The sequence below is a fragment of the Saccharopolyspora montiporae genome (genome assembly GCF_015209505.1).
GTDB classification, from domain to species: Bacteria; Actinomycetota; Actinomycetes; order Mycobacteriales; family Pseudonocardiaceae; genus Saccharopolyspora; species Saccharopolyspora montiporae.
Window position 1 is genome coordinate 90,076 of the sequence record NZ_JADEYC010000014.1, and the last position, 23,656, is coordinate 113,731.

The following is a 23,656-nucleotide window of genomic DNA, read 5'->3' on the forward strand; positions in this document are numbered from 1 at the left end:
ATGAGCGTCCGGAGCCGAGTTCGGCGATCGCGCCAACGGGTGGGCGACGCCGCGCAGCGCGGAGCCGTTTTGTGCCGGATGTCCGATCGTGCGGCGGTTTACGGCTGCGGGGAGTTGATCGCCGCGGTCATCAGGCAGGGCATGCACGGGATCCCGGCCGGGTGGTCGAGGGCTTCGGCCATGCCCGGCGTGATGCGGTACCCGCAGTAGGCGCGCAGCTCCGCCGGGCGCTCGCCGTCGAGCGGGACCGGGAAGAAGTGGCAGGACCTGTCCTGCTCGGTCCGGGCGTACTCGGCGTGCACCCGGACGATCAGGTGCGGTCGAGAGGTCATCGGACTCCACGTGCCTGCGCCGGTGCGGGATCGGCTGCGCGCCGGTGGTCGCGGGCGCACCCCGGGGCATCCGCCGACATGATGCACATCCCCCGGGTTCGGCGGAAGCGGTTGGCGCATTCCCGAAGCGGCCGGATGGCGCGCACGGGGCCGGACGGCTGATCGACCGCGTGTCGGCCGGGCGCCGTTTTCGTGCTCAGTTCCCCGGCATCACTGGGCGCGGGAGTACTGCACCGGGTGGTCCGCGGCGGCGAGTGCTTCCGCGTGCCGCTGCAGCACCAGGTCGGCCACGCCGGGGTCGGCGCCCATCGGCTCGGCGATGACCGAACCGGGCGCGTGTTCGCGGGTCAGCCGGGTGATGCGGTCGGGGAGCAGACCCGGTGCCAGGAACCAGGACGCCACGGCGAACCTCCGCGCCCCGCGCTCGCGCAACCGCTGCACCGCGGCCGGCACGTCCGGGTCCGCGGCGGCGGCGAACGAGGCGAGCGCACCCGTCCACGACGTGCGCTGCTGCCAGTCCTGCGCCACATCGCGCACCAGCTGGTTCGCTCCCGCGTCCGAGGAGCCCGCCCCGGCCAGCAGCACGCCGAGATCCGGATCGTCATCGGCGGCACCGGCCTCGGCCAGCCTGCGCCGGGCGGCGGACTCCAGCCTGCGGTTCGGGCCGAGCACGTCCGAGACGTGCACCCGCAGCCGCGGATAGCGCTGCTGGGCCTCGGCCACTGCGGCGGGCACGTCCACCCGGGCGTGGAACGCGCGGCCCAGCAGCAGCGGTACGACCACCACATCGGTGTGCCCGGACCCGTGCACGGCGCTGATGACGTCGCCGACCCGCGGCGCGGACAGGTCCAGGAAGGCCACCCGGACGTCCAGGTCCGGCCGCAGGTCCCGCAGCACCCCGGCCAGTTCCTGGATGGTCGCCGCCGAGCGCGGATCACGGCTCCCGTGCGCCACGGCGACCAGCGGTGCCGTCATCCCCGATCCGCTCCGGCGAACGAGGCCAGCGGGTCGCCGACCAGGCCCGCGGCCAGCGTGGTGCCGTCGGACTGGTCGATCACCAGGAACGAGCCGGTGCGCTTGCTGTCCGCGTAGTCGTCGACCGGCAGCGGCTCGGCGGTCTGCAGTCGGACCCGGCCGATCTCGTTGAGCTCCAGCTGTTCCGGTGTGTCCACTTCGGACAGGTGCTGCTCGTCGAAGCGGGCGGACAGCTCGGTGACGAACGCCTGCACGGTGCGGGTGCCGTGCTTGACCAGCACGCGGGCCCCGCTGCGCAGCGGCTTCTCCGCCAGCCAGCACACCGTCGCGTCCAGCTCGTCGCTGATCCGGGGCGGGTTGTCCGCCGCGGCGATGAGATCACCGCGGGAGACGTCCACGTCGTCGTCGAGCAGCACGGTGACCGAACGTCCGGCCGCCGCCCGCGGGCGCTGCCCGTCCGGGGTGTCCACCGCGGACACCCGAGTGCGCGCGCCGGACGGGAGGACGACGACCTCGTCGCCCTCGGCGACCACACCGGCCGAGACCTGGCCCGCGTACCCGCGGTAGTCCGGGTGCTCGGCGGTGCGCGGTCGGATCACGTACTGCACCGGCATCCGGAACGGCGCGTCGTGCGGATCCGTGGTCACCGGCACCGTCTCCAGGTGCTCCAGCAGCGCCGGCCCGTCGTACCACGGGGTGTTGCCCGAGCGCTCCACCACGTTGTCGCCCAGCAGCGCGGACACCGGGATGGTGACCACGTCCTCGGCCGCGTAGCCCAGCGCGGCGGCGTGCCGGTTGAACTCCGCGGCGATCCCGGTGAACACCGACTCGTCGAAGTCCACCATGTCGATCTTGTTCACCGCCAGCACCAGCCGCGGCACGCCCAGCAGCGCCAGCACCGCGGCGTGCCTGCGGGTCTGCTCGATCACGCCCTTGCGCGCGTCCACCAGCAGCACCGCCAGCTGCGCGGTCGAGGCACCGGTCACCGTGTTCCGGGTGTACTGCACGTGCCCCGGGGTGTCGGCCAGCACGAACGTGCGCTTCGGCGTGGCGAAGTACCGGTAGGCCACGTCGATAGTGATGCCCTGCTCGCGCTCGGCGCGTAGGCCGTCGACCAGCAGCGACAGGTCCGGGGTGTCCAGCCCGCGGTCGGCGCTGGCGCGGTGCACCGCGTCGAGCTGATCGGCCAGCACCGACTTGGTGTCGTGCAGCAGCCTGCCGACCAGGGTGCTCTTGCCGTCATCGACGGATCCGGCGGTGGCCAGCCGCAGCAGGTCGGTGTTGACCGGCAGGGTCACCTCGGTTCCGCTGTCCGGCGCCGTGCGGGTGGTCGTCGCCGTGGTGGTCTCGGTCATCTCAGCAACTCATTCCTGGTGGTGCGGCTTCGAAGTGCGGGGTGGCGGCGGTGCTCAGAAGTAGCCCTCCCGCTTGCGGTCCTCCATCGCCGCCTCCGAGATGCGATCGTCGGCGCGGGTGGCGCCGCGCTCGGTCAGCCTGCTGGCGGCGACCTCGGCGATCACGTCGTCCACGGTGTACGCCTCGGAATCCACCGCACCGGTGCACGAACCGTCGCCGACGGTGCGGTAGCGGACCGTGCGGGTGCTGACCTCCTCGCCGTCCCGGGGGCCGCCCCACGGGCCGGACGTCAGCCACATCCCGTCGCGCTGGAACACGTCGCGGCGGTGCGCGTAGTACATCTCCGGCAGCTCGATCTTCTCCCGCTGGATGTAGCGCCACACGTCGAGCTCGGTCCAGTTGGACAGCGGGAACACCCGGACGTGCTCGCCCGGCCGGTGCTTGCCGTTGTAGAGGTTCCACAGCTCGGGGCGCTGCCGTCGCGGGTCCCACTGGCCGAACGCGTTGCGCAGGCTGAAGATCCGCTCCTTGGCCCGGGCGCGCTCCTCGTCGCGGCGCCCGCCGCCGAACACCGCGTCGAACTTGTTGTCCGCGATCGCGTCCAGCAGCGGGGTGGTCTGCAGCGGGTTGCGCGTGCCGTCCGGGCGCTCGGCGAGCCTGCCGTCGTCGATGTAGTCCTGCACCGAGGACACCACCAGGCGCAGGTCGTGCTGCGCCACCAGGTCGTCGCGGAAGGACAGCACCTCGGGGAAGTTGTGCCCGGTGTCCACGTGCAGCAGCGCGAACGGGACCGGCGCCGGCCGGAACGCCTTCAGCGCCAGGTGCACCAGCACGGTGGAGTCCTTGCCGCCGGAGAACAGGATCACCGGGCGCTCGAACTCGCCCGCCACCTCGCGGAAGACGTGGATGGCCTCGGATTCCAGCGCGTCCAGGTTGTTGACCTGCGGCGGCGCCTCGTCGGACTGATCGCTGGGCAGTTCGATGCCGGGATCGGTCGTGGTCATGTCCCCTCCGTGTTCTGCGTCCGGGCCAACCCCGGGGCCGGGCCCGGGCGGCGGTGTCGCCCGGACGAGTCCTGCGTGCTGGTGGTGTTCAGCCGTGCAGTCCGCACTCGGTCTTCGACGTGCCCGCCCAGCGTCCGCTGCGTGGATCCGCGCCGGGCGCGGGCTTGTGCGTGCACGGCTGGCACCCGATTGACGGGTATCCCGCGGGCACCAGCGGATTCACCAGCACCCCGTGCTCGGCGATGTAGTTGTCCATGTCCTCGTCCGACCACGCCGCCAGCGGGTTGATCTTGACGAGGCCGTTGCGGTCGTCCCAGGTCAGCACCGGGGTATTCGCCCTGGTCGGGGCTTCCACCCGGCGCACCCCGGTCACCCACGCCTCGTAGCGCGCGAGCGTGTTGCGCAGCGGCAGCACCTTGCGCAGGAAGCAGCACCGGTTCGGGTCCCGGTCGTGCAGCTGCGGTCCTTCGGCGGCGTCCTGCTCGGCCACCGTCTGCTCGGGCAGCGCGTTGACCACGTTGATGTCGTAGATCTGCGCCGCGGCGTCGCGGGTGCCGATGGTCTCCGCGAAGTGGTATCCGGTCTCCAGGAACAGGATGTCCACACCGGGCTGGGCGCGGGCCGCCAGGTCGACGAGCACCGCGTCCTGCATGTTCGAGGCCACGATCAGCTCGTCGCCGAAGTTCTCGGCCGCCCACTGCAGGATGTCCTGCGCGCTGGCCTCGGCCAGTCGGGGAGCGGCGTCCTCGATCAGCGCCCGCAGCTGGTCGTCGCCGCGGCGGGTGCCGATGTCCGTGGTGGTGGAGTCAGCGGTCATGCCTCTTCGTCTCCTCCGTCCAAGGCGAGTCCGACGAGCTTGACAGCGAAGACCCGCCGGCAGGCGCTGCAACGCCAGGAACCGGCGGGTTCGGCCTCCGGGACGAGCTCCTCGTCGCCGCAGTAGGGGCAGTAGAACGGGACCGCCCTGCCGTCCGAACTCACTTGATGTCGTCCTCCTCGGCGCGATTGACCCACTGGGCGAACCGCTCACCGTCCGCGCGCTGCTCCAGGTAGGTGCGCACCAGGCGCTCGACGTAGTCGCCGAGCTGCGCGGAGGTGACCTTGTGCCCGCGGATCTTGCGTCCGAACCCGGCGTCCGGGCCCAGTCCGCCGCCCAGGTGCACCTGGAAGCCCTCCACCTGGTTGCCGTCGGCGTCCGGAACCATCTGGCCCTTCAGCCCGATATCGGCGACCTGGGTGCGGGCGCAGGCGTTCGGGCAGCCGTTCAGGTTGATGGTGACCGGGTTCGGCACATCGCGCTGGATGTCGTCCAGGCGCTTCTCCAGGTCCTCGACCAGCTCGATCGCGCGCTGCTTGGTCTCCACGATGGCCAGCTTGCAGAACTCGATGCCGGTGCAGGCCATGACGCTGCGCCGCCACGGCGACGGGTCGGCCTGCAGCCCGATCCCGCTCAGCTCGGCGACCAGCCCGTCCACTTCGGACTCCGGCACGTCCAGGACCAGCAGGTTCTGCTCGACGGTGGTGCGCATCCGCGTCGACCCGACCCGCTCGGCCGCCTTGGCCGCATCGACCAGGATCGACCCGCTGACCCGGCCGGCCGGCGACTTGGCGCCCACGTAGAAGTTGCCGTCCTGCTGCGGGTGCACGCCGATGTGGTCGCGCGGCCCCTCCGGAGTGGGCGGTGCCGGACCGTCGGTGAGCTTGCGGCCCAGGTACTCGTCCTCCAACACCTGCCGGAACTTCTCGACACCCCAGTCGCCGATGAGGAACTTGATCCGCGCCCGGTGCCGCAACCTGCGGTAGCCGTAGTCCCGGAAGATCTGCACCACGCCGTGCCAGACCTCGGCGGCCTCCTCCTGCGGGATCCAGGCACCCAGCCGCACGGCCAGCTTCGGGTTGGTGGACAGCCCGCCGCCGACCCACAGGTCGAAACCGGGCCCGTGCTCCGGATGCTGCACCCCGACCAGCGAGATGTCGTTGATCTCCGGAACGGTGTCCCAGCGCGGCGAACCGCTGATCGCGGTCTTGAACTTGCGCGGCAGGTTGGACAGCGACTGATCGCCGATGAACCGCTCGGTGATCTCCCGGATCGCCGGGGTGGCGTCGATGATCTCGTCCGCGGCGATACCGGCGACCGGCGAACCCAGCACCACGCGGGGGCAGTCGCCGCACGCCTCGGTGGTGTAGAGGCCGACGGATTCGAGCTTCTCCCAGATGTCGGGCATGTCCTCGACCCGCACCCAGTGCAGCTGCACGTTCTGCCGGTCGGTGATGTCGGCCGTGTCCCGAGCGTAGGTCTGCGCGATCTCGCCGATGGCGCGCAGCTGCTCGGTGGTCAGCGCACCGCCGTCGATCCGGATGCGCAGCATGAAGTACGCGTCGTCGAGCTCTTCCGGCTCGATGGTGCCGGTGCGTGCGCCGGGGATGCCGGGCGCGCGCTGGGTGTAGAGTCCCATCCAGCGGAACCGGCTGCGCAGGTCGGTCGGGTCGATCGAGTCGAAACCGCCGTGCGCGTAGATGTTCTCGATGCGCTGGCGGACGTTGAGCGGATTGTCGTCCTTCTTGGCCCGCTCGTTGCCGTTGAGCGGTTCGCGGTAGCCGAGTGCCCACTGCCCCTCGCCGCGGGTCTTGCGCTTGCGGGCGGGGCGCTGCGGGGCATCCGTCGGGGGGACCATGTCCGACCTCCGAGGGCTTGGGCGCGGTGACGCCGCGTGCAGGACCTGTCACCTGTGACGGTTCTCACGAATCGGCGTGCCCGGCGCCGACTTGTCAGTGCAGGAACGTGGCGGCGGGGGTCAACCGGAGTGGCGGCACAGCGCGCTGGAGACCCGCCGCAGGTCGATGTAGCGGCGGCCCACCAGCAGCAGGCTTCTCCCGGTCACACCCATGGCGGCAACCTTGCCACGCGCCCACCGGGCGGTCCACCACCATCCGCATGGTGGGACAGTGGAGATGTGCCTAGCCAACTGCCCGTCGGAGAAGCGGCGCCGAGCGACGGATCGCTGCCCGCGGACGCGCTGCGCGGCGTCGGCGAGCGGCCGTTCGGCGTGTACGTGCACGTGCCGTTCTGCGCGACGCGCTGCGGGTACTGCGACTTCAACACCTACACCGCCGATGAGCTCGGCTCCTCGACCGGTTTCGACGGCTGGCTGGACGGGTTGCGCGCCGAGCTGGACCTCGGGGCGCGAGTGCTCGGCGCCGGCGACCGGGTCCCGCGCGCGGACACCGTGTTCGTCGGCGGCGGCACGCCGTCCCTGCTCGGCGCCGAGCGGCTGGGCGCCGTGCTGGACGCGGTGCGCGGATCGTTCGGCCTGCATCCGCGGGCGGAGGTGACCACGGAGTCCAATCCGGAGTCGACCTCCCCGGAGTTCTTCGCCGGCATCCGCGCGGCGGGCTTCGACCGCGTCTCGCTCGGCATGCAGTCCGCCGCCGAGCACGTGCTGCAGGTGCTGCAGCGCAGGCACACCCCGGGGCGCGCGGTGCAGGCGGTCGCCGAGGCGCACGCGGCCGGCTTCCAGCACGTCAACCTGGACCTCATCTACGGCACTCCCGGGGAGACCGACGATGACCTGCGCCGCTCGCTGGACACCGTGCTCGACGCGGGTGTGGACCACGTCTCGGCCTACTCGCTGATCGTCGAGGACGGCACCGCGATGGCGCGCAAGGTGCGCCGCGGCGAGCTGCCGGTGCCCGACGAAGACGTGCTCGCCGACCGCTACGAGATCCTGGACGCGACCCTGCGCGCGGCGGGCCTGGACTGGTACGAGGTGTCCAACTGGGCGCGCGGCCCGGAAGCGGCCTGCGCGCACAACCTCGGCTACTGGCAGGGCGGCGACTGGTGGGGTGCCGGCCCCGGCGCGCACAGCCACGTCGGCGGTGTGCGCTGGTGGAACGTCAAGCATCCCGCGCGCTACGCGGCGGTGCTGGCCGGCGGGGAGTCGCCCGCGGCCGGGCGGGAGCTGCTCAGCGCCGAGGACCAGCGGGTGGAGCGGGTCATGCTGGAGCTGCGGGTTCGCGACGGGGTGGCGGTGCAGGCCCTGGACGAACGCGGGGCCGCGGCCGCGGCGCAGGCCGCCGCCGACGGGCTGCTGCGCGAGCCGGAGCTGGCGGCCGGCCGCTGCGTGCTCACCGACCGCGGGCGGCTGCTGGCCGACGGGGTGGTGCAGCGCCTGCTCGGCTGAGCGCCGTGTCCTGCGGCACTCGGATCCGCCGCCGATACACCGTAAACTCGGAGGGTGGCCGGGACCCCGGAAGCCCGACGGGCGCCGGGAACCCTGCTGAACGGGACCCCTGCCGAGAGCGGGGACCCGGCGGACATGGTGACGCGCGGCGGGAACGATGCGGAGGTGGCGCGGGTGAACGCGGACGAACGGCGCTTCGAGGTGCTGCGCGCGATCATCGCCGACTTCGTCTCCAGCCAGGAGCCGGTCGGTTCCAAGGCGCTCGTCGAGCGGCACGACCTCAACGTGTCCAGCGCCACCGTGCGCAACGACATGGCTGCGCTGGAGGAGGAAGGGCTGATCGTCCAGCCGCACACCAGCGCCGGGCGCATTCCCACCGACAAGGGGTACCGCACGTTCGTGGACCGGTTGCACGACGTGAAGCCGCTGACCGCCGCCGAGCGGCGGGCGATCCACAGCTTCCTGGACGGTGCGGTCGATCTGGACGACGTGCTGCGGCGCAGTGTGCGGCTGCTGGCCCAGCTGACCCAGCAGGTCGCCGTCGTGCAGTACCCGGCGCTGAGCCGGTCCACGGTGCGGCACGTGGAAGTGATCACCATCACCCCGGCGCGGCTGATGCTGGTGCTCATCACCAACACCGGTCGCGTGGACCAGCGGATGGTCGACCTCGGCGATGTGATCACCGATGACGACGTCGCCCGGCTGCGCAACGTGCTGAATTCGGCGATGGCCGAGAAGCGGCTGGCCGACGCCTCCGCCGCCGTCGCCGACCTGCCCGACCAGGCACCGCCGGAGCTGCGCGACCCGCTGGTGCGCATGTGCAGCGTGCTCATCGAGTCGCTCGTGGAGCAGCCCGAGGAGCGCATGGTGTTGGGCGGCACCCCCAACCTCACCCGCAACGTCGCGGACTTCCCCAATTCGCTGCGCCAAGTGCTGGAGGCGTTGGAGGAGCAGGTCGTCGTGCTGAAACTGCTGGCGGCCGCCCGCGATTCCGGGACCGTGCGGGTCAGCATCGGCGCGGAGAACGAAGCGCTGGAGATGCAGACGACCTCGGTGATTTCCACCGGATACGGTTCGGATGGCATGGTGCTGGGGGGCCTCGGCGTCGTGGGGCCCACCCGGATGGACTATCCGGGCTCGATGGCTGCGGTGCGGGCCGTTGCGGCGTACGTGGGGGAAATCCTGATCGGCCGGTGAGCAGCACCGGCGCGGACCGGCATCAATTCGCGACCGAGCAGAGGAAGTACGGAAAAGGTGGCCAGGGACTACTACGCGACCCTCGGGGTGGACCGGGATGCGACACCCGAGCAGATCAAGCGGGCCTACCGCAAGCTCGCTCGCGAACTGCACCCGGACGTCAACCCCGACGACGACGCGCAGCAGCGGTTCTCCGATGTGACGACGGCCTACGAGGTCTTGTCCGACCCGAAGAAGAAGCAGGTCGTCGACCTGGGCGGTGACCCGCTGGACAACGGCGGCGGCGCCGGCGGTGGCGGCGGGGATCCGTTCGCCGGGTTCGGCGGTCTCGGCGACATCATGGACGCCTTCTTCGGCGGCGGCGGGGCTTCCGGTGGGCGCGGTCCGCGCAGCCGGGTGCAGCCCGGCTCGGATGCCCTGCTGCGCTTGGAACTCTCGCTGGAGGATTGCGCGGCCGGCGTGAACCGGGACATCACCGTGGACACCGCGGTGCTGTGCGATTCGTGCGACGGCGGCGGCTCCCGGGCGGGCAGCGCGCCCTCCACCTGCGACACCTGCGGTGGCCGCGGGGAGGTGCAGTCGGTGCAGCGCTCGTTCCTGGGCCAGGTGATGACGTCCCGGCCGTGCCCGGTCTGCCGCGGGTTCGGCGAGGTCATCACCGATCCCTGCCAGCAGTGCAGCGGCGACGGTCGGGTGCGCGCCCGGCGCACGATCACCGTGAAGATCCCCGCGGGCGTGGGCGACGGCATGCGCGTGCGGCTGGCCGGCGAGGGCGAGGTCGGTGCGGGCGGTGGTCCGCCCGGCGACCTGTTCGTCGAGGTCGAGGAGAAGCCGCACGAGCGGTTCACCCGCGACGGAGCCGACCTGCACTGCACCGTCGAGGTGCCGATGACGGCGGCAGCCCTGGGCACGGTGCTCACCTTGCGCACGCTGGACGGCACCGACGAGGAACTGCGCGTCGAGCCGGGCACGCAGCCCGGCACCGAACAGGTGCTCAGCGGGCGCGGACTGCCCAAGCTGCGGTCCAACGGCCGGGTCAGCGGGCACGGCGACCTGCACATCCACCTGGACGTGGTGGTTCCGGGCAAGCTGGACGACCAGCAGATGGAACTGCTCCGGCAGCTGGCTGACCTGCGCGGCGAGCAGCAGCCGGAGCCCACGGTCACCAACGGCAACGGCCGCCAGGGCTTGTTCTCCCGGTTCAAGTCGTTCGGCCACCGCTGAGGCGACGCCGTGGCCGATTCGTCCGCGCCGGTGTTCGCGGTCGCCGAGTTGCCCGCGTCCGGCGAGTTCCTGCTCGACGGTCCGGAAGGCAAGCACGCGGCGGCCGTGCGCAGGTTGCGCGCGGGCGAGCAGCTGGTGCTCACCGACGGCCGCGGGGGCCAGGCCCGCTGCGAGGTGGCCGAAGCGCACAAGGACTCGCTGCGGCTGTCGGTGCTGCAGGTCTGGCACGTTCCGCAGCCGGACCTGCGGGTCCGGCTGGCGCAGGCCCTGGTGAAGGGCGATCGGGGCGAGCTCGCGGTGGAGCTGGCCACCGAGGCCGGCGTGGATGCGGTGCTGCCCTGGCGCGCCGCGCGCAGCATCGCCAAGTGGGACGACGGTCCGCGCGGAGCCAAGGCGCTGGCCCGCTGGCGCAGCACTGCGGAGCAGGCGGCCAAGCAGGCCCGCCGGGCGTGGGTGCCGGAGGTGGCCGACCCGGTGAGCACCGGGCGGCTCGCCGAGCTGGCGGGCGGCGCCGATGCGGCGCTGGTGCTGCACGAGTCGGCGGCCGAACCGCTCACCGCGATCGACCTCCCGCAGCGGGGCGAGTTGCTGCTGGTCGTCGGACCGGAGGGCGGGGTCTCCCCCGACGAGCTCGCGGCGCTGGCCGAGGCGGGCGTCCGCCCGGTGCGCTTGGGGCCCACGGTGCTGCGCGCGTCGACGGCCGGTGCTGTGGCGCTGGGTGCGTTGGGCGCGCTGACCGAGCGGTGGACGCCACCGGCCTGACCGGCCCGCGGTATCGCCGCGACCACGGTCCGGTAACGCGGAGTGAAGAAGATCATTTTCTTCTGGCGAACTCGTAGCGCGAACGGATGAATAGCGATACGCTCTGTCGCGAAGATCGAGCGGATCGCGATCCGCTCCGGTGCTCCCGTGCACCTGAGCGCCGGCCCCCGGCACTCGCCGGACAACCTCCCCCCTTTGGTCCGGCGAGAGCTGCGCCGCAGCGGGCCCACCCCCCAGGTCCGGTTGCGGCGCAGCGCTGCGGGAGTCGGTCCGGCACCGATCGCGGTGCGCGGGTTCGTGCCGCGCCGCCGGGCCGATAGCCTGCCGCCATGAGTGAGAGCCAGTCCCTGTTCCAGCGCATGGTCGCGCGCGAGATCCCCGCCGACATCGTGCGGGAGGACGAGCGGCTGATCGCCGTGCGCGACATCCATCCGCAGGCGCCCACGCACGTGCTCGTGATCCCCAAGGAGCCCTACCGCAACGCCGCCGAGCTCGCCGCGGCCGATCCGCAGCTGCTGGCCGATGTGGTCGCCGCGGCGCACGGGATCGCCGAGGAGGAGGGCATCGCCGAGTCCGGGTACCGGCTGCTGTTCAACACCAACCAGGACGCGGGGCAGACCATCTTCCACGTGCACCTGCACCTGCTGGGCGGGGAGTCGCTGGGCGGGCTCACCGGCGGGCCGATCAAGGGCTGACCCCGGGTCGGCGACCGACCCCTTCGAGTGACGGATCGCACGGCCGAGCCGCTGCGCAGCAGCCCGCTGCGGGGCGGTGAGGCGGATTCGCCGATTGCCGCGTGCTCTACCATCGGTGGCACGCAGGACCGAACGAACGACCCGCGCGAAAGCGCAGAAGGCAGGCGGCAACACACGTGGCCGGATTTGCAGCGGGCGGCGCGGCCGCCCCCTCCGGAGAGCCTCCCGAGACCACCTCCGCCCAGCGGTCCGCCGCGGAGTCGAAGGTGACCGTGCCCGACGATGCGGTGCTCGCGCTGCTCGGATCGGGGGACGAGAACCTCCGGGTCGTGGAAGACCTCCTCACCGCCGACGTACACGTCCGGGGCAACCAGGTGACGTTGACCGGCGACCCGGCCGATGTGGCCTTCGGCGAGCGCGTGTTCGCCGAGCTGATCACCCTGGTCGGCAAGGGATCGCAGATCACCCCGGACTCGGTGCGGCGCAGCGTGGGCATGCTCTCGGCGGACCACAACGAATCGCCCGCCGACGTGCTCAGCCTCGACGTGCTGTCCCGGCGCGGGCGCACGATCCGCCCGAAGACGCTGAACCAGAAGCACTACGTCGACGCCATCGACCGGAACACCGTCGTGTTCGGCATCGGTCCCGCCGGTACCGGCAAGACGTACTTGGCGATGGCCAAGGCGGTGCAGGCCCTGCAGACCAAGCAGGTCAACCGGATCATCCTCACCCGGCCCGCGGTCGAGGCCGGTGAGCGGCTCGGCTTCCTGCCGGGGTCGCTGTACGAGAAGATCGACCCGTACCTGCGGCCGCTCTACGACGCGCTGCACGACATGATCGACCCGGAGTCGGTGCCCAGGCTGACCCAGGCCGGGACGATCGAGATCGCCCCGCTGGCCTACATGCGCGGGCGGACGCTCAACGACGCGTTCATCATCCTGGACGAGGCGCAGAACACCACGCCCGAGCAGATGAAGATGTTCCTGACCCGGCTCGGGTTCGGCTCCAAGATCGTGGTCACCGGCGACGTCACCCAGGTCGACCTGCCCGGCGGGCAGCGCAGCGGGCTCAAGGTGGTCCGGGAGATCCTGGAGGATGTGCGCGACGTGCACTTCAGCAACCTGGACAGCCACGACGTGGTGCGGCACCGCCTCGTCACCGACATCGTCAACGCGTACGACCGCTGGCACGCGGAGCAGGAAGCGGACCAGCAGCACCACGGCCAGCGGCGGGGACCGGCATGAGCATCGAGATCGCGAACGAATCCGGAGTGTCCGTGCCCGAGGCGTCGATCGTCTCGGCCGCCCGCTTCGCACTGGACAAGATGAGCGTCAGCCAGCTCGCCGAGCTCTCGGTGGTGCTCGTGGAGCTGGACGCGATGTCCGACCTGCACGAGCGGTGGATGGACCTGTCGGGCCCCACCGACGTCATGGCCTTCCCCATGGACGAGTACGACTCCACCCGGCGACCGGACGCCGCCGGTGCCGGACCCGCGCTGCTCGGCGACATCGTGCTGTGCCCGGCGTTCGCCAAGGACCAGGCGGAGAAGGCCGGGCACGAGCTGCTGGACGAGTTGCACCTGCTGACCGTGCACGGCGTGCTGCACCTGCTCGGCTACGACCACGCCGAACCCGAGGAAGAGCGGGAGATGTTCTCGCTGCAGAAGCGCATCCTCGGCGAATTCCAGCAGGCGCAGGCCGAAGCCGAGCAGGCCGCGGCCCAGCGCAGCGCGGACTCCCGCCTGCTGGGCGCCGCGGGCCTGGACGAGCCGGGTCCCGCGAGCAGCAGCGACTGAAGGAGGCGCAGAGGTGTCCGGCTCCGCCGTGCTCCTGGTGTGGGTGGTGCTCCTGGTGTTGGCCGCCGGCGTCTTCGCCGCGTCCGAATCGGCGATCACCGTGGCGTCCCGCGCCCGGGTCGACGAACTCGCGCGCGAGGGCAGGGGCGGCGCCCGGCAGCTGGGCCTGGTGCTCAGCGACCGGCCCCGGCACGTGAACCTGCTGCTGCTGTTGCGGCTGGCCTGCGAACTCGGCGCCACCGTGCTGGTGACGCTGCTCGCGCTGCGGTTGGCCGACTCGGACCTGTGGGCCGTGGTGATCGCCGGCGTGGTGATGCTGCTGGCTTCCTACGTGCTGGTCGGCGTCGGCCCGCGCACCATCGGCCGGCAGCACCCGTACGGCGTGGGGCTCGCGGTGGCCGCGCCGGTGCGCGCGCTGGCCCGGGTGCTCAATCCGCTGACCAGGCTGCTCATCCTGCTCGGCAACATGATCACGCCCGGCAGGGGATTCCGGGAGGGACCGTTCTCCACCGAGGTCGAGGTGCGCGAACTGGTCGACATGGCCGGGGAGCACGGGGTGGTCGCCGCCGGTGAGCGGGAGATGATCCACTCGGTGTTCGAACTGGGCGACACGCTGGCCCGCGAGGTGATGGTGCCGCGCACCGAGATCATCTGGATCGAGCGGGACAAGTCCTGCCGTCAGGCGCTGGCGCTGTGCCTGCGCTCGGGCTTTTCCCGGATCCCGGTGATCGGCGAGAGCATCGACGACATCGTGGGCATCGTGAACGTCAAGGACCTCACTCGCCCCGTGCTCGATGGCGAGGACCGGTCCGGTCCCGAGGTGGCGGAGCTGATGCGCTCGGCGAGCTTCGTCCCGGACACCAAGCGGGTGGACGAGCTGCTGCGCGAGATGCAGCTGTCCCGCAGCCACCTGGCGATCGCGGTCGACGAGTACGGCGGCACCGCCGGCCTGCTGACCATCGAGGACATCATCGAGGAGATCGTCGGCGAGATCACCGACGAGTCCGACCGCGAGGAGCACCGCCCGGTGGAGGAGCTCGACGACGGCACCGTGCGGGTCAGCTCGCGGCTACCGGTCGAGGACCTCGGCGAGGTGTTCGGGGTCGAGCTGGACGATTCCGATGTGGAGACCGTGGGCGGGCTGCTCGCCCAGCGCCTCGGCCGGGTGCCGCTGCCCGGGGCCGAAGCGGAGATCGCCGGTCTTCGGCTGCGCGCCGAGGGCGGCAAGGACCACCGGGGACGCATCCGCATCAACGCGCTGCTCGTCCGCCGGGCCGAACCGGACAACGCACCGCTGCTCGGTGCCGACCAGGAGGGAAGTGGCGCACGTGGCTGAGCTGGTGGAGGCGGCCGCCCCGCAGGAGCTGTCCGCCGAGGACGCCAAGATCGTCACGCTCGCGCGTTCCGGCCGCGCCCGCACCGGTGCCGCCGAGGGCGCGGCAGTGCGGGACACCGACGGTCGCACCTACGCCGCGTGCACGGTCGCGCTGCCGTCGTTGCAGCTCACCGCGCTGCAGGCCGCGGTGGCGGCCGCGGTGGCCAGCGGTGCGGAAGGGTTGGAAGCGGCCGCCGTGGTCACCGACGCCGACCGGCTGGACGCGGTCTCGGTCAGCGCGGTGCACGAGCTGTCCGCGGCCGCCCCGGTGCTGCGCGCGGACGGTTCCGGCCAGGTCGCGGGCGTGCTGCGCTGAGCTGCAGCGCGGCCGGGTGCGAGGTCGTGGCCCGGACCGGTCACAATGGTGGGGTGAGCAGTTCCGAAGCAGCCCATCGATCCGGTTTCGCCTGTTTCGTCGGCCGCCCCAACGCGGGGAAGTCGACCCTGATGAACGGCCTGATCGGCTCGAAAGTGGCGATCACCTCCGACAAGCCGCAGACCACGCGGCACGCGATCCGCGGCATCGTGGACCGCACCGACGCCCAGCTGATCATCGTGGACACGCCCGGCCTGCACCGGCCGCGCACCCTCCTCGGCCAGCGGCTCAACGACCTCGTGCACGAGACCTGGTCCGAAGTGGACGTGATCGGGTTCTGCGTGCCCGCCGACCAGAAGATCGGGCCGGGCGACCGCTACATCGCCGAGCAGCTGGCCAAGGTCGCCAAGCGCACCCCGGTGATCGGGATCGTGACCAAGACCGACGTGGTCGGCAAGCAGCGGGTGGCCGAGCAGCTGCTGGCGATGCAGGAACTCATGGAGTTCACCGAGATCATCCCGGTGTCGGCGGTGGAGCAGTTCCAGGTCGACGAACTGGCCGGGGTGCTGTCCGCGCAGTTGCCGGAGGGGCCGCAGCTCTACCCGGGCGGTGAGCTCACCGACGAACCGGAGAGCACGCTCATCGCCGAGCTGATCCGCGAGGCGGCGCTGGAGGGCGTGCGCGACGAGTTGCCGCACTCGCTGGCGGTGACCATCGAGGAGATGGCCCCGCGCGAGGGCAAGGAAGACCTCGTCGACATCTACGCCGTGCTGCACGTGGAGCGGCAGAGCCAGAAGGCCATTGTGATCGGCCGCGGCGGGGAGCGGCTGCGCGAGGTCGGTTCGCAGGCCCGCGAGCACATCCAGAAGCTGCTGGGCAGCAAGATCTACCTGGACCTGCACGTGAAGGTCAGCAAGGACTGGCAGCAGGACCCGAAGCAGTTGCGCCGCCTGGGTTTCTGAGGCGACCCGCGGGTCAGCCCTGCGCCGCGCCGATCAGCGGCACCGCCAGGCCCAGGAACAGGATGCCGAGCACCAGCACCAGCAGCCCCACGACGAAGTAGCCGATGACCATCCCGGCGGTGGCCATCCCCGTTCCGTGCGCACCGGTGACCCGGATCTGCCGCCTGGCGGCGTGCCCGAAGATGACGCCGAGCAGTCCCAGCAGGTAACCGATCCAGACGCACATCAGCGGGATCGCCACCAGCGACACCACCATCGAAGCGACCGCCAAGCCGTTGGTGGGCTGCACCGGGGTGGCCACGGCCGGCACGTACCCGGGCGGCGCGGGGTAACCGGGGTGCTGGGGGTGACTGTGCTGCGGGGGAAGTCCGGGTTGCGGTGGGGGCATGCCGGGGTGCGGGGGCATGGGCTGCTGCGGCATCCCGCGCGGGTGCGAGTGCGGGTCGTTCTCGTGCTGGGGGTTCACCTGCTGGCTCCGGGATGTGATTCGGATTTCCGGGGTGATCGTCGCAGGGTCGACCCGGGTGCCGGGCTCCTTTTCGGTGGATCCGGCGGCCGGAAGCCGTCGGCAATGGTGGATTTCGCGAAACCGGCCCACGCCGCGAGAAGGTTCCGGTACGGTGCGGCCGACCAGCGTGTGCCCATCGCCCGGTCCCCGCGACGTTAGGAAGTACCTCGTGAGCTACCCGTACGGCGGCGGCCCGCCTTCCGGACCGCAGCCCCAACAGCCCGGAATGCCGCAGCAGCCCGGCGGAATGCCCGCGCAGCCGGGGATGGGGCCGCAGCCGGGAATGCTCCCGCAGCCCCAGCCGCCGATGCAGCAGCCGGGCATGCCGCCGCAGGGGCAGTACCCGCAGCAGCCGGGGGGCATGCCGCCGCAGATGCACCGGCACCCGGCCGGCCCGTACGCGGAGTGGAGCCAGCGCGCGTTGGGTTACCTCATCGACGCCGGGCCGGCGGCTGTCGGGTATCTGCTGGCGCTGCTCCTGATGATCACCGTCCTCCCGGGAGCGCAGGGGATGATCCTCCTGGTCGTCGTCGGTGTTGCAGCGGTCGCGTACATGCTCTGGACCTGCGCGTACCTGCGTGGGACCACCGGGCAGTCGCTCGGCCAGCGGGTCATCGGCATCCGGACGGTCGCCGAGGCGACCGGGCAGCCGCTGGGCTTCGGCACCGCCTTCCTGCGCCATCTCTGCCACCTCGTCGACGTCATCATCTGCGGGCTGCCGATCGGCTTCCTGTCGCCGCTGTGGGACGAGAAGAACCAAACCTGGGCGGACAAGATCATGAGCTCGGTCGTGCTGCAGGGCGCACCCGCTCCGCAGGCCGGGTTCGGCGGCCCGCAGCAGGGGTTCCAGCAGCCCGGGTTCCAGCAGCCGGGTTCCCCGCAACAGCAGGGATTCCCGCAGCAGCCCGGATTCCCGCAGTCGGGTGGGTTCCCGCAGTCGGGTGGGTTCCCGCAGCAGCAGCCGGGTTACGGCCAGCCCCCGCAGTCGGGTGGGTTCCCGCAGCAGCCCCAGCCGCCGCAGCAACCCGGATACCCGCCGCAGCAGCAGGGATACCCGCAGTCGGGCGGTTTTCCGCCGCAGCAACCCGGTTACGGTCAGCCGCCGCAGCAGTGGTGACCGGTCGGGGAGCGGCGCCGCGGGGCTCGGGCCGGGCGTAGGTCACATCGGGAGTTGGTTTTGCCGGAAACCGCCACGTGCGCGGGCATGTCTGACGTACGTTCCGGCCCGGCCCCGACGCCGGGCGGAGCGGCGTCCGCATCCCGATGACGAAGGACTTCTGACGTGACCAATCCCTACGGCCCGCCTTCCGGGCCGCAGCCCCAGCAGCCCTACGGCCAGCCGCAGCAGCCGTACGGCCCGCCATCGGGCCCGCAGCCCCAGCAGCCCTACCCGGGGTATCCGCAGGCCGGGCAGCAGCAGTACCCGGGCGGGCAGCATCCTGCGGGGCAGCTCGCGGAATGGGGCACGCGCGCTCTGGGCTACCTCATCGATGCCGGGATCATGGTGGGGATGATCGTCGTGCTCCAGCTGATCGGCGGCGCGGCGTTCGGTGCGGTCGTCGCGTCGACGCAGGACAGCCCGACCGTTCCGGCCATCGCCTGGGTCGTGGGCGGCATCTGGCTGGTCCTCTACATCGCGGTCCTGGTCTTCAACTTCTGGAACTTGGCGTACCGGCGGGGCACCACCGGGCAGACCCTGGGCCAGAAGTACCTGAAGATCAAGACGGTCGGCGAGGCCACCGGACAGCCGATCGGCTTCGGCTACGCGTTCCTGCGGCAGTTGGCGCACATCGTGGAGACGATCATCTGCGGCCTGCCGATCGGCTGGCTCTCCCCGACGTGGGACGAGAAGCGGCAGACCTGGGCGGACAAGATCATGAACACCGTCGTGGTGCACGGCGAGGCCGCGGGCGCGGGCCCGCGGGGCCCGGCTCCCGGCGCGCCGGGCATGCCGCCGCAGCCCGGTTTTCCGCAGTCCGGCGGGTTCCCCCAGCAGCCCGGCTACCCGCAGTCCGGCGGGTTCCCCCAGCAGCCCGGAAATCCGCAGCAGCCGGGGTACGGCCAGCCGCCGCAGCAGCCCGGGTACGGCCAACCGCCGCAGCAGTGGTGAGCACGGTCGGCGACCGGTGCGGGTGGGCGTGATCGGCGGGCGGCGCTTCCCGGTGCGCACCGCGGGGCTGGTGGTCGCGGCCGCGGCCACCGGCTTGCTGCTCGCCTCCGGTGTCGTGCCGCTGCCCTGCCCGTTCCGGCTCGCCACCGGTCTGGACTGCCCGTTCTGCGGCGGCAGCCGGATGTTGGGCGCGCTGCTGACCGGGGACCTGCCCGCGGCGCTCGGGTTCAACGCCGTCGCGCTGCTGCTGGTGCTGCCGGTGGTGTGCGCGGTGCTGGTGGCCATGGCGCGGTACGAACGCGGCCGAGCGCGCGGTTGGTGGCCCGCGGGGCGGTCCGGCCGGGTGCTGGGTTTCGCGCTGCTGGCCGCGGTCGTGGCGTGGGGCGTGGTCCGCAACCTGCCGTTCGGGCCGTTCCCCGCGCTGCGCGCCTGACGGGTTCGCAGCCTGGGCGCACCGGCTCAGAACAGGCCGTGCTCCAGGCCGGCGAGCAGTCACACGACCGGTGTCGCGAAGGCGACCACGGCGAACTCGTCGACCCGCGTCGGCGGCGGCCCCTCGCGCAGTCGTTGCTCGTCCGGCTGCGCCGGGTAGTGCGGCTGCCCCCGCGGCGGTGGTGTCGGATGCGTCATGCGGTTCCTTCCTGCGGATTCGTGCGGGGGCGCCGGAGTGCAACCCCCGCGAGTGCGAACATGGGCGGGTGAGCCTCTACCGGGACACCGCGGTCGTGCTGCGGGTGCAGAAGCTCGGCGAGGCGGATCGGATCATCACGCTGCTGACCCGGCGGCACGGCAAGATCCGCGGTGTGGCCAAGGGCGTGCGCCGCACCACATCGCGGTTCGGTGCGCGGGTCGAGCCGTTCTGCCACGTCGACGTGCAGCTGCACACCGGCCGCACGCTGGACGTGATCACCCAGGTGCAGACCCTGGACGCCTTCGGCGTGCACATCGTGGACGACTACCAGCGCTACACGGCGTCCTGCGCCGTGCTGGAGACCGTCGACCGGCTCGCCGCCGAAGAGGAGGAGCCGGTCCTGCGGCTGTACCTGCTGGCGGTCGGTGCGCTGCGCGCGCTGGCCGGGCGGGAGCGGGACTCCTCGCTGGTCCTGGACGCCTTCCTGCTACGCGCGATGGCCTTCGCCGGCTGGGCGCCCGCGCTGGACGAGTGCGCGCGCTGCGGCAGCACGGGTCCGCACGCGGCGTTCAGCATCGCCGCTGGAGGTGCGGTGTGCCCGTCCTGCCGGCCCACCGGTTCGGTGCGGCCCGGTCCGCGGACCCTGCCGCTGATGGGTGCGCTGCTGCACGGTGACTGGACCGGTGCTGAGACGGCGGGCACACCGGTGCGCCGGGAAGCCAGCGGGCTCATCGCCGCGCACCTGCAGTGGTACATGGAACGCCAGTTGCGCTCGTTGCCGCTGGTCGAGCGGGTGGTGCCCGCGGTCGTCCGGGAGCGCGCCGCGGAGCTGCCCGCCGCGCTGGAGCAGACCGATGCGCCCGATGCGGACCACCAGTGCCCGGAGGGTGTGCCCGGGCGGGGACAATGAACCCCCGACGCTCGGCACTGCGAAGGAGAACCCAGTATGTTGCGACGCCGCGGACGGGGCAAGGAAGACCCCAGCGTGCGCGCGCCCGAACCGCACGCGGACGGGGCCACACCGCCTGTGATCCCGCAGGAGTTCGTCCCGAACCACGTGGCCATCGTGATGGACGGCAACGGGCGCTGGGCGAACGAGCGCGGCTTGCCCCGGGTGGAGGGACACAAGCGCGGCGAGGCCGTCGTGCTGGAACTCGCGCGGGGCGCCATCGAGATCGGCGTGAAGTGGCTGTCGTTGTACGCGTTCTCCACGGAGAACTGGAAGCGCAGCCCGGAAGAGGTCCGGTTCCTCATGGGGTTCAACCGGGACGTCATCCGCCGCCGCATAGACGAGCTCGACGAGCTCGGGGTGCGCGTGCGCTGGGCCGGCCGCAAGCCCAAGCTGTGGCGCAGCGTCGTCAACGAGCTGCAGTCCGCCGAGGAGCGCACCCGCGGCAACGATGTCATGAACCTCAGCATGTGCGTCAACTACGGCGGGCGGGCCGAAATCGGTGATGCGGCCCGGGAAATCGCCCGACTCGCCGCCGCGGGCAAGATCAACCCGGACCGGGTGGACGAGCGCACCGTGGCCAAGCACCTGTACCAGCCGGAGATGCCGGACGTGGACCTGTTCATCCGGCCGTCGGGGGAGCAGCGGACCTCGAACTTCATGCTCTGGCAGTCCGCGTACGCCGAGTTCGTCTTCCAGGACACCCTGTTCCCGGACGTCGACCGGCGGCACCTCTGGCGGGCGTGCGAGTCCTACGCCCGCCGGGACCGGCGGTTCGGCGGGGCCGTCGACCGAGCAGCCGACGACGACAGCTCCGACGGCGCCCAGGAGGGCATCTGATGACGCAAGAAGCGGCAACTACCGCGCGGTTGATGACCGCGACCAAGGAAGCGCTGGAGACGTACCACGACGTCCAGGTCGACGACGATGGTGCGCTGACCTTCAAGCACGGCGAGGTGCCGTGCGCGGTGCAGGCGATGCAGCTGGCCGAGGGGCTGACCGTGCTGAGCCTGACCTGCGTGGTCGCTTGGGACGTGCCGGGCAGCGAGGAGCTGCTGCAGTCGGTGGCCGAGCGCGCGGGGCAGGGTCTGTTCGGCACGCTCGGCGTGGTGCGCACCGAGCGCGGGATGGACGTGACCCTGCGCTACGCCTTCCCCGCGGAGGGGATGGATCCCGCCCCGCTGGGCACGCTGCTGATGCTGGTCGTGGCGACGGCCTCGCAGCTGCGCACCGAGCTGCTCGACGAACCGGCCGTACCGGGCGACTGACCGCGAGCTCCCCGGGCCGGGGGATCCGCCGGTGTGTCCGACGGATTCCGCTGCGCGCCAGGATGGCCTTGTGCGCTGGTGATTCGCTGCCAGACCGGGTTCCGGTGCGCCGTCCGCGGCCGGCGGTCCCGCCCGGTACCGCCGCCGGGCTGGCACGATGCTGCGGTGACCGAGATCGCCGAACCGGCCCGCGTCCGCCGGCCCGGTAGCCGACGCATCACCTCGCTGGAAGTGCTGTGCGCGGTGCTGGTGGCCGCGGTGCTGTTCCAGGCGCCGCTGAGTGGCCTGCTGGATGCGCCCGCGTTGCGCACCGGGTCCACCGTGTTCCTCGCGGTCTGCGTGCAGGCCCTGCCGTTCCTCGTGCTCGGCGTGCTGGTCAGCGCGCTGATCGTGGCTTTCGTGCCGCCGGCGGCGCTGCGCCGGGTGCTGCCCGCGCGCACCGCCGCCGCGGTTCCGGTGGCCGGTGCCGCCGGGGTGGCGCTGCCGGGCTGTGAGTGCGCCTCGGTGCCCGTCGCGCGCCGCCTGATGCAGCGGGGCGTGCCGCAGGCGGCGGCGCTGGCGTTCCTGCTGGCTGCGCCCGCGGTGAACCCGATCGTCCTGGTGTCCACCGCCGTCGCCTTTCCCGGTGAGCCGCGGATGGTGGCTGCCCGGTTCGCCGGCTCCCTGCTGACCGCTTGCGCGATGGGATGGCTGTGGGCGCGGCTGGGCAAGGCCGAGTGGCTGGCCGAGCGCACGCTGCGCCGGGCACCGGCCCGCGCGGGTGCGAGCCGGTTCGCCGTGTTCACCGAAACCGCGCGGCACGACCTGGTCGAGGCGGGCGGGTTCCTGGTGCTGGGCGGGCTGACCTCGGCGGTGTTCAACGTGCTGGTGCCCGCGTCCTGGATGGAGTCGTTGGCCGGGCAGCTGCTGCTCGGCGTGCTGGTGCTGGCCGTGCTGGCCGTGGTGCTGGCGCTGTGCAGCGAGGCCGATGCGTTCGTGGTCGCGGCGATGCCCGGGCTCCCGCTGCTGCCGAAGCTGGTGTTCCTGGTGGTCGGTCCGGCCGTGGACCTGAAGCTGATCGCGCTGCAGTCCGGCACGTTCGGCCGGCGGTTCGCCGCCCGGTTCGCCCCGGCGACGTTCGTGGTCGCCATCGGCTGCGCGGTGCTGGTCGGCGCGCCGCTGCTGGGAGGCCGCTGATGCTCAGGAGGCCGTTGATGCGGGGGAGGTGCTGATGCGGCGCGAGACGCAGAACCTGCTGTTGCTGCTGCTGGGCGGCGCGCTGCTGAAACTGGCGCTGGCCGGGGACCACGTGCGCTACGTGAAGGACGCCCAACTGCCCTGGCTGCTCGGCGCGGGCGGGGTGATGATGCTTCTCGCGCTGCTGGCCATCGCGCGGGACGTGCGGGCGGGACCGACCGCCGACGCCGCAGGCCGGGACGGCGAAACCCAGCACGCCGCAGCCCCGGACGCTGCAGCCCCGGACGCCGCGGTCGATGAGGCCTGCGGGACCGGTGTCCCCGGGCACGCGGAAGGCTCGCGAAGCACGTGGATGCTGCTGCTCCCGGTGTTCGCGATCTTCCTGATCGCCCCGCCCGCGCTGGGATCCGATTCGGTGCGCCGGGAGCAGGCGGTGGCCCCGCCCGCTCCCGAGGAATCCCGGTTCCCGCCGCTGCCGTCGGGAGAGGCCCCCGAGCTGAGCATGTCCGAGTACGTGACCCGCGCCGTGTGGGGCGGCGATGCCGAGTTGGCCCAGCGCCCGGTCCGGCTGCGCGGGTTCGTGGTGCACCCGGTGCCGGGGGAGACCCAGCTCGCGCGGATGCGGATCAGCTGCTGCGCCGCGGACGCGACCGCGGTGCGGGTGGACCTGACCGGTCCGGGCGCGCGGCGGATCGCCGAGGCACCCGCGGACGCGTGGTTCGAGGTGACCGGGACGGCCCGGCCGGGTTCGGCGCAGGAGTCCGCCGGGCACGTGCCCGAGGTGCGGGTCTCCGCGGCGCACCCGGTGCCGGAGCCGGCCGAGACCTACGAGTACTGACC

Annotated in this window: 28 protein-coding genes; 18 read left to right on the plus strand and 10 right to left on the minus strand. The window is 72.1% G+C overall.

Annotated features, from left to right (window positions below):
- Positions 1-98: 98 nt before the first annotated feature.
- The 8 genes from IQ251_RS08835 to IQ251_RS20245 form a co-directional block, all read right to left on the minus strand.
- Positions 99-332 (minus strand): hypothetical protein, encoded by a 234-nt coding sequence (locus IQ251_RS08835; protein ID WP_193927999.1) that lies wholly within the window; start codon positions 330-332, stop codon positions 99-101.
- Between the two features lie 210 nt (positions 333-542).
- On the minus strand, positions 543-1,307 hold the full coding sequence (locus tag IQ251_RS08840) for a sirohydrochlorin chelatase (protein ID WP_193928000.1): 765 nt from the start codon (positions 1,305-1,307) through the stop codon (positions 543-545).
- Complete coding sequence (locus IQ251_RS08845; RefSeq protein ID WP_193928001.1) at positions 1,304-2,662, minus strand: sulfate adenylyltransferase subunit 1; 1,359 nt, start codon at positions 2,660-2,662, stop codon at positions 1,304-1,306. Before IQ251_RS08845 ends, IQ251_RS08840 begins: the two co-directional genes overlap by 4 nt.
- 54 nt (positions 2,663-2,716) lie before the next feature.
- Positions 2,717-3,667: a sulfate adenylyltransferase subunit CysD gene (cysD, locus tag IQ251_RS08850; protein WP_193928002.1), complete on the minus strand. Its 951-nt coding sequence runs from the start codon at positions 3,665-3,667 to the stop codon at positions 2,717-2,719.
- Between the two features lie 88 nt (positions 3,668-3,755).
- Positions 3,756-4,484 carry a phosphoadenylyl-sulfate reductase gene (locus IQ251_RS08855; protein WP_193928003.1) on the minus strand — a complete coding sequence of 243 codons (729 nt, stop codon included), beginning with the start codon at positions 4,482-4,484 and terminating at the stop codon, positions 3,756-3,758.
- A complete protein-coding gene (locus tag IQ251_RS08860) occupies positions 4,481-4,648 on the minus strand; it encodes a hypothetical protein (RefSeq protein ID WP_193928004.1) in 168 nt (55 codons plus the stop codon). The genes IQ251_RS08855 and IQ251_RS08860 overlap by 4 nt, the downstream gene beginning before the upstream one ends.
- The gene (locus IQ251_RS08865; protein WP_193928005.1) at positions 4,645-6,342 is read right to left on the minus strand and encodes a nitrite/sulfite reductase; all 1,698 of its coding nucleotides are present in this window, start codon (positions 6,340-6,342) and stop codon (positions 4,645-4,647) included. Before IQ251_RS08865 ends, IQ251_RS08860 begins: the two co-directional genes overlap by 4 nt.
- A gap of 120 nt (positions 6,343-6,462) precedes the next feature.
- Positions 6,463-6,555 carry a putative leader peptide gene (locus IQ251_RS20245; protein WP_370591287.1) on the minus strand — a complete coding sequence of 31 codons (93 nt, stop codon included), beginning with the start codon at positions 6,553-6,555 and terminating at the stop codon, positions 6,463-6,465.
- A 66-nt stretch (positions 6,556-6,621) separates the two neighbouring features.
- On the opposite strand from IQ251_RS20245, the gene hemW reads away from it, so the two are divergent.
- The 10 genes from hemW (at position 6,622) to era (ending at position 16,174) form a co-directional block, all read left to right on the plus strand.
- Positions 6,622-7,848 (plus strand): radical SAM family heme chaperone HemW, encoded by a 1,227-nt coding sequence (hemW, locus tag IQ251_RS08870; protein ID WP_193928006.1) that lies wholly within the window; start codon positions 6,622-6,624, stop codon positions 7,846-7,848.
- A gap of 135 nt (positions 7,849-7,983) precedes the next feature.
- The gene (hrcA, locus tag IQ251_RS08875) at positions 7,984-9,045 is read left to right on the plus strand and encodes a heat-inducible transcriptional repressor HrcA (RefSeq protein ID WP_193928113.1); all 1,062 of its coding nucleotides are present in this window, start codon (positions 7,984-7,986) and stop codon (positions 9,043-9,045) included.
- 57 nt (positions 9,046-9,102) lie between these two features.
- Entirely contained in the window at positions 9,103-10,269 is a 1,167-nt protein-coding gene (gene dnaJ / locus IQ251_RS08880; protein WP_193928007.1) for a molecular chaperone DnaJ, read from the plus strand.
- Between the two features lie 9 nt (positions 10,270-10,278).
- Positions 10,279-11,031 carry a 16S rRNA (uracil(1498)-N(3))-methyltransferase gene (locus IQ251_RS08885; RefSeq protein ID WP_193928008.1) on the plus strand — a complete coding sequence of 251 codons (753 nt, stop codon included), beginning with the start codon at positions 10,279-10,281 and terminating at the stop codon, positions 11,029-11,031.
- A 329-nt stretch (positions 11,032-11,360) separates the two neighbouring features.
- Positions 11,361-11,726: a histidine triad nucleotide-binding protein gene (locus IQ251_RS08890; RefSeq protein WP_193928009.1), complete on the plus strand. Its 366-nt coding sequence runs from the start codon at positions 11,361-11,363 to the stop codon at positions 11,724-11,726.
- A gap of 266 nt (positions 11,727-11,992) precedes the next feature.
- On the plus strand, positions 11,993-12,970 hold the full coding sequence (locus IQ251_RS08895) for a PhoH family protein (RefSeq protein WP_370591288.1): 978 nt from the start codon (positions 11,993-11,995) through the stop codon (positions 12,968-12,970).
- The gene (ybeY, locus tag IQ251_RS08900; RefSeq protein ID WP_193928011.1) at positions 12,967-13,521 is read left to right on the plus strand and encodes an rRNA maturation RNase YbeY; all 555 of its coding nucleotides are present in this window, start codon (positions 12,967-12,969) and stop codon (positions 13,519-13,521) included. The genes IQ251_RS08895 and ybeY overlap by 4 nt, the downstream gene beginning before the upstream one ends.
- Positions 13,522-13,534: 13 nt before the next feature.
- Positions 13,535-14,857, plus strand: a complete 1,323-nt coding sequence (locus tag IQ251_RS08905; protein WP_193928012.1) for a hemolysin family protein — start codon at positions 13,535-13,537, stop codon at positions 14,855-14,857.
- The gene (locus IQ251_RS08910; protein WP_193928013.1) at positions 14,850-15,212 is read left to right on the plus strand and encodes a cytidine deaminase-like protein; all 363 of its coding nucleotides are present in this window, start codon (positions 14,850-14,852) and stop codon (positions 15,210-15,212) included. Before IQ251_RS08905 ends, IQ251_RS08910 begins: the two co-directional genes overlap by 8 nt.
- 53 nt (positions 15,213-15,265) lie before the next feature.
- Positions 15,266-16,174 (plus strand): GTPase Era, encoded by a 909-nt coding sequence (era, locus tag IQ251_RS08915; protein ID WP_193928014.1) that lies wholly within the window; start codon positions 15,266-15,268, stop codon positions 16,172-16,174.
- Positions 16,175-16,187: 13 nt separating this feature from the next.
- Here the strand turns inward: era and IQ251_RS08920 are convergent, their stop codons facing one another.
- A complete protein-coding gene (locus tag IQ251_RS08920) occupies positions 16,188-16,640 on the minus strand; it encodes a DUF4190 domain-containing protein (RefSeq protein WP_370591289.1) in 453 nt (150 codons plus the stop codon).
- A gap of 211 nt (positions 16,641-16,851) precedes the next feature.
- On the opposite strand from IQ251_RS08920, the gene IQ251_RS08925 reads away from it, so the two are divergent.
- The 3 genes from IQ251_RS08925 (at position 16,852) to IQ251_RS08935 (ending at position 19,225) form a co-directional block, all read left to right on the plus strand.
- Positions 16,852-17,799 (plus strand): RDD family protein, encoded by a 948-nt coding sequence (locus tag IQ251_RS08925; RefSeq protein WP_370591290.1) that lies wholly within the window; start codon positions 16,852-16,854, stop codon positions 17,797-17,799.
- A gap of 165 nt (positions 17,800-17,964) precedes the next feature.
- On the plus strand, positions 17,965-18,792 hold the full coding sequence (locus IQ251_RS08930; RefSeq protein WP_193928015.1) for an RDD family protein: 828 nt from the start codon (positions 17,965-17,967) through the stop codon (positions 18,790-18,792).
- A 22-nt stretch (positions 18,793-18,814) separates the two neighbouring features.
- Entirely contained in the window at positions 18,815-19,225 is a 411-nt protein-coding gene (locus IQ251_RS08935) for a DUF2752 domain-containing protein (protein WP_370591291.1), read from the plus strand.
- Between the two features lie 59 nt (positions 19,226-19,284).
- On the opposite strand, the gene IQ251_RS08940 is transcribed toward IQ251_RS08935, so the two are convergent.
- Complete coding sequence (locus tag IQ251_RS08940; protein ID WP_193928016.1) at positions 19,285-19,422, minus strand: hypothetical protein; 138 nt, start codon at positions 19,420-19,422, stop codon at positions 19,285-19,287.
- Between the two features lie 68 nt (positions 19,423-19,490).
- Between IQ251_RS08940 and recO the strand changes: the two genes are divergently transcribed.
- The 5 genes from recO (at position 19,491) to IQ251_RS08965 (ending at position 23,654) form a co-directional block, all read left to right on the plus strand.
- Complete coding sequence (gene recO, locus IQ251_RS08945) at positions 19,491-20,333, plus strand: DNA repair protein RecO (RefSeq protein WP_193928017.1); 843 nt, start codon at positions 19,491-19,493, stop codon at positions 20,331-20,333.
- 36 nt (positions 20,334-20,369) lie between these two features.
- Complete coding sequence (locus IQ251_RS08950) at positions 20,370-21,212, plus strand: isoprenyl transferase (protein ID WP_193928018.1); 843 nt, start codon at positions 20,370-20,372, stop codon at positions 21,210-21,212.
- Entirely contained in the window at positions 21,212-21,640 is a 429-nt protein-coding gene (locus IQ251_RS08955; RefSeq protein ID WP_193928019.1) for a YbjN domain-containing protein, read from the plus strand. Before IQ251_RS08950 ends, IQ251_RS08955 begins: the two co-directional genes overlap by 1 nt.
- A gap of 165 nt (positions 21,641-21,805) precedes the next feature.
- Positions 21,806-22,816, plus strand: a complete 1,011-nt coding sequence (locus IQ251_RS08960; protein ID WP_193928020.1) for a permease — start codon at positions 21,806-21,808, stop codon at positions 22,814-22,816.
- Between the two features lie 34 nt (positions 22,817-22,850).
- Complete coding sequence (locus IQ251_RS08965) at positions 22,851-23,654, plus strand: TIGR03943 family putative permease subunit (RefSeq protein ID WP_193928021.1); 804 nt, start codon at positions 22,851-22,853, stop codon at positions 23,652-23,654.
- Positions 23,655-23,656 lie beyond the last annotated feature (2 nt).

What these genes read in the sequence shown, in the direction of transcription:
- IQ251_RS08835 (WP_193927999.1), bottom strand. Translation starts at nt 332, where the DNA reads ATGACCTCTCGACCGCACCTGATCGTCCGGGTGCACGCCGAGTACGCC.
- IQ251_RS08840 (WP_193928000.1), bottom strand. Translation starts at nt 1,307, where the DNA reads ATGACGGCACCGCTGGTCGCCGTGGCGCACGGGAGCCGTGATCCGCGC.
- IQ251_RS08845 (WP_193928001.1), bottom strand. Translation starts at nt 2,662, where the DNA reads ATGACCGAGACCACCACGGCGACGACCACCCGCACGGCGCCGGACAGC.
- cysD (WP_193928002.1), bottom strand. Translation starts at nt 3,667, where the DNA reads ATGACCACGACCGATCCCGGCATCGAACTGCCCAGCGATCAGTCCGAC.
- IQ251_RS08855 (WP_193928003.1), bottom strand. Translation starts at nt 4,484, where the DNA reads ATGACCGCTGACTCCACCACCACGGACATCGGCACCCGCCGCGGCGAC.
- IQ251_RS08865 (WP_193928005.1), bottom strand. Translation starts at nt 6,342, where the DNA reads ATGGTCCCCCCGACGGATGCCCCGCAGCGCCCCGCCCGCAAGCGCAAG.
- IQ251_RS20245 (WP_370591287.1), bottom strand. Translation starts at nt 6,555, where the DNA reads ATGGGTGTGACCGGGAGAAGCCTGCTGCTGGTGGGCCGCCGCTACATC.
- hrcA (WP_193928113.1), top strand. Translation starts at nt 7,984, where the DNA reads ATGGTGACGCGCGGCGGGAACGATGCGGAGGTGGCGCGGGTGAACGCG.
- IQ251_RS08890 (WP_193928009.1), top strand. Translation starts at nt 11,361, where the DNA reads ATGAGTGAGAGCCAGTCCCTGTTCCAGCGCATGGTCGCGCGCGAGATC.
- ybeY (WP_193928011.1), top strand. Translation starts at nt 12,967, where the DNA reads ATGAGCATCGAGATCGCGAACGAATCCGGAGTGTCCGTGCCCGAGGCG.
- IQ251_RS08940 (WP_193928016.1), bottom strand. Translation starts at nt 19,422, where the DNA reads ATGACGCATCCGACACCACCGCCGCGGGGGCAGCCGCACTACCCGGCG.
- IQ251_RS08950 (WP_193928018.1), top strand. Translation starts at nt 20,370, where the DNA reads ATGTTGCGACGCCGCGGACGGGGCAAGGAAGACCCCAGCGTGCGCGCG.
- IQ251_RS08955 (WP_193928019.1), top strand. Translation starts at nt 21,212, where the DNA reads ATGACGCAAGAAGCGGCAACTACCGCGCGGTTGATGACCGCGACCAAG.
- IQ251_RS08965 (WP_193928021.1), top strand. Translation starts at nt 22,851, where the DNA reads ATGCGGCGCGAGACGCAGAACCTGCTGTTGCTGCTGCTGGGCGGCGCG.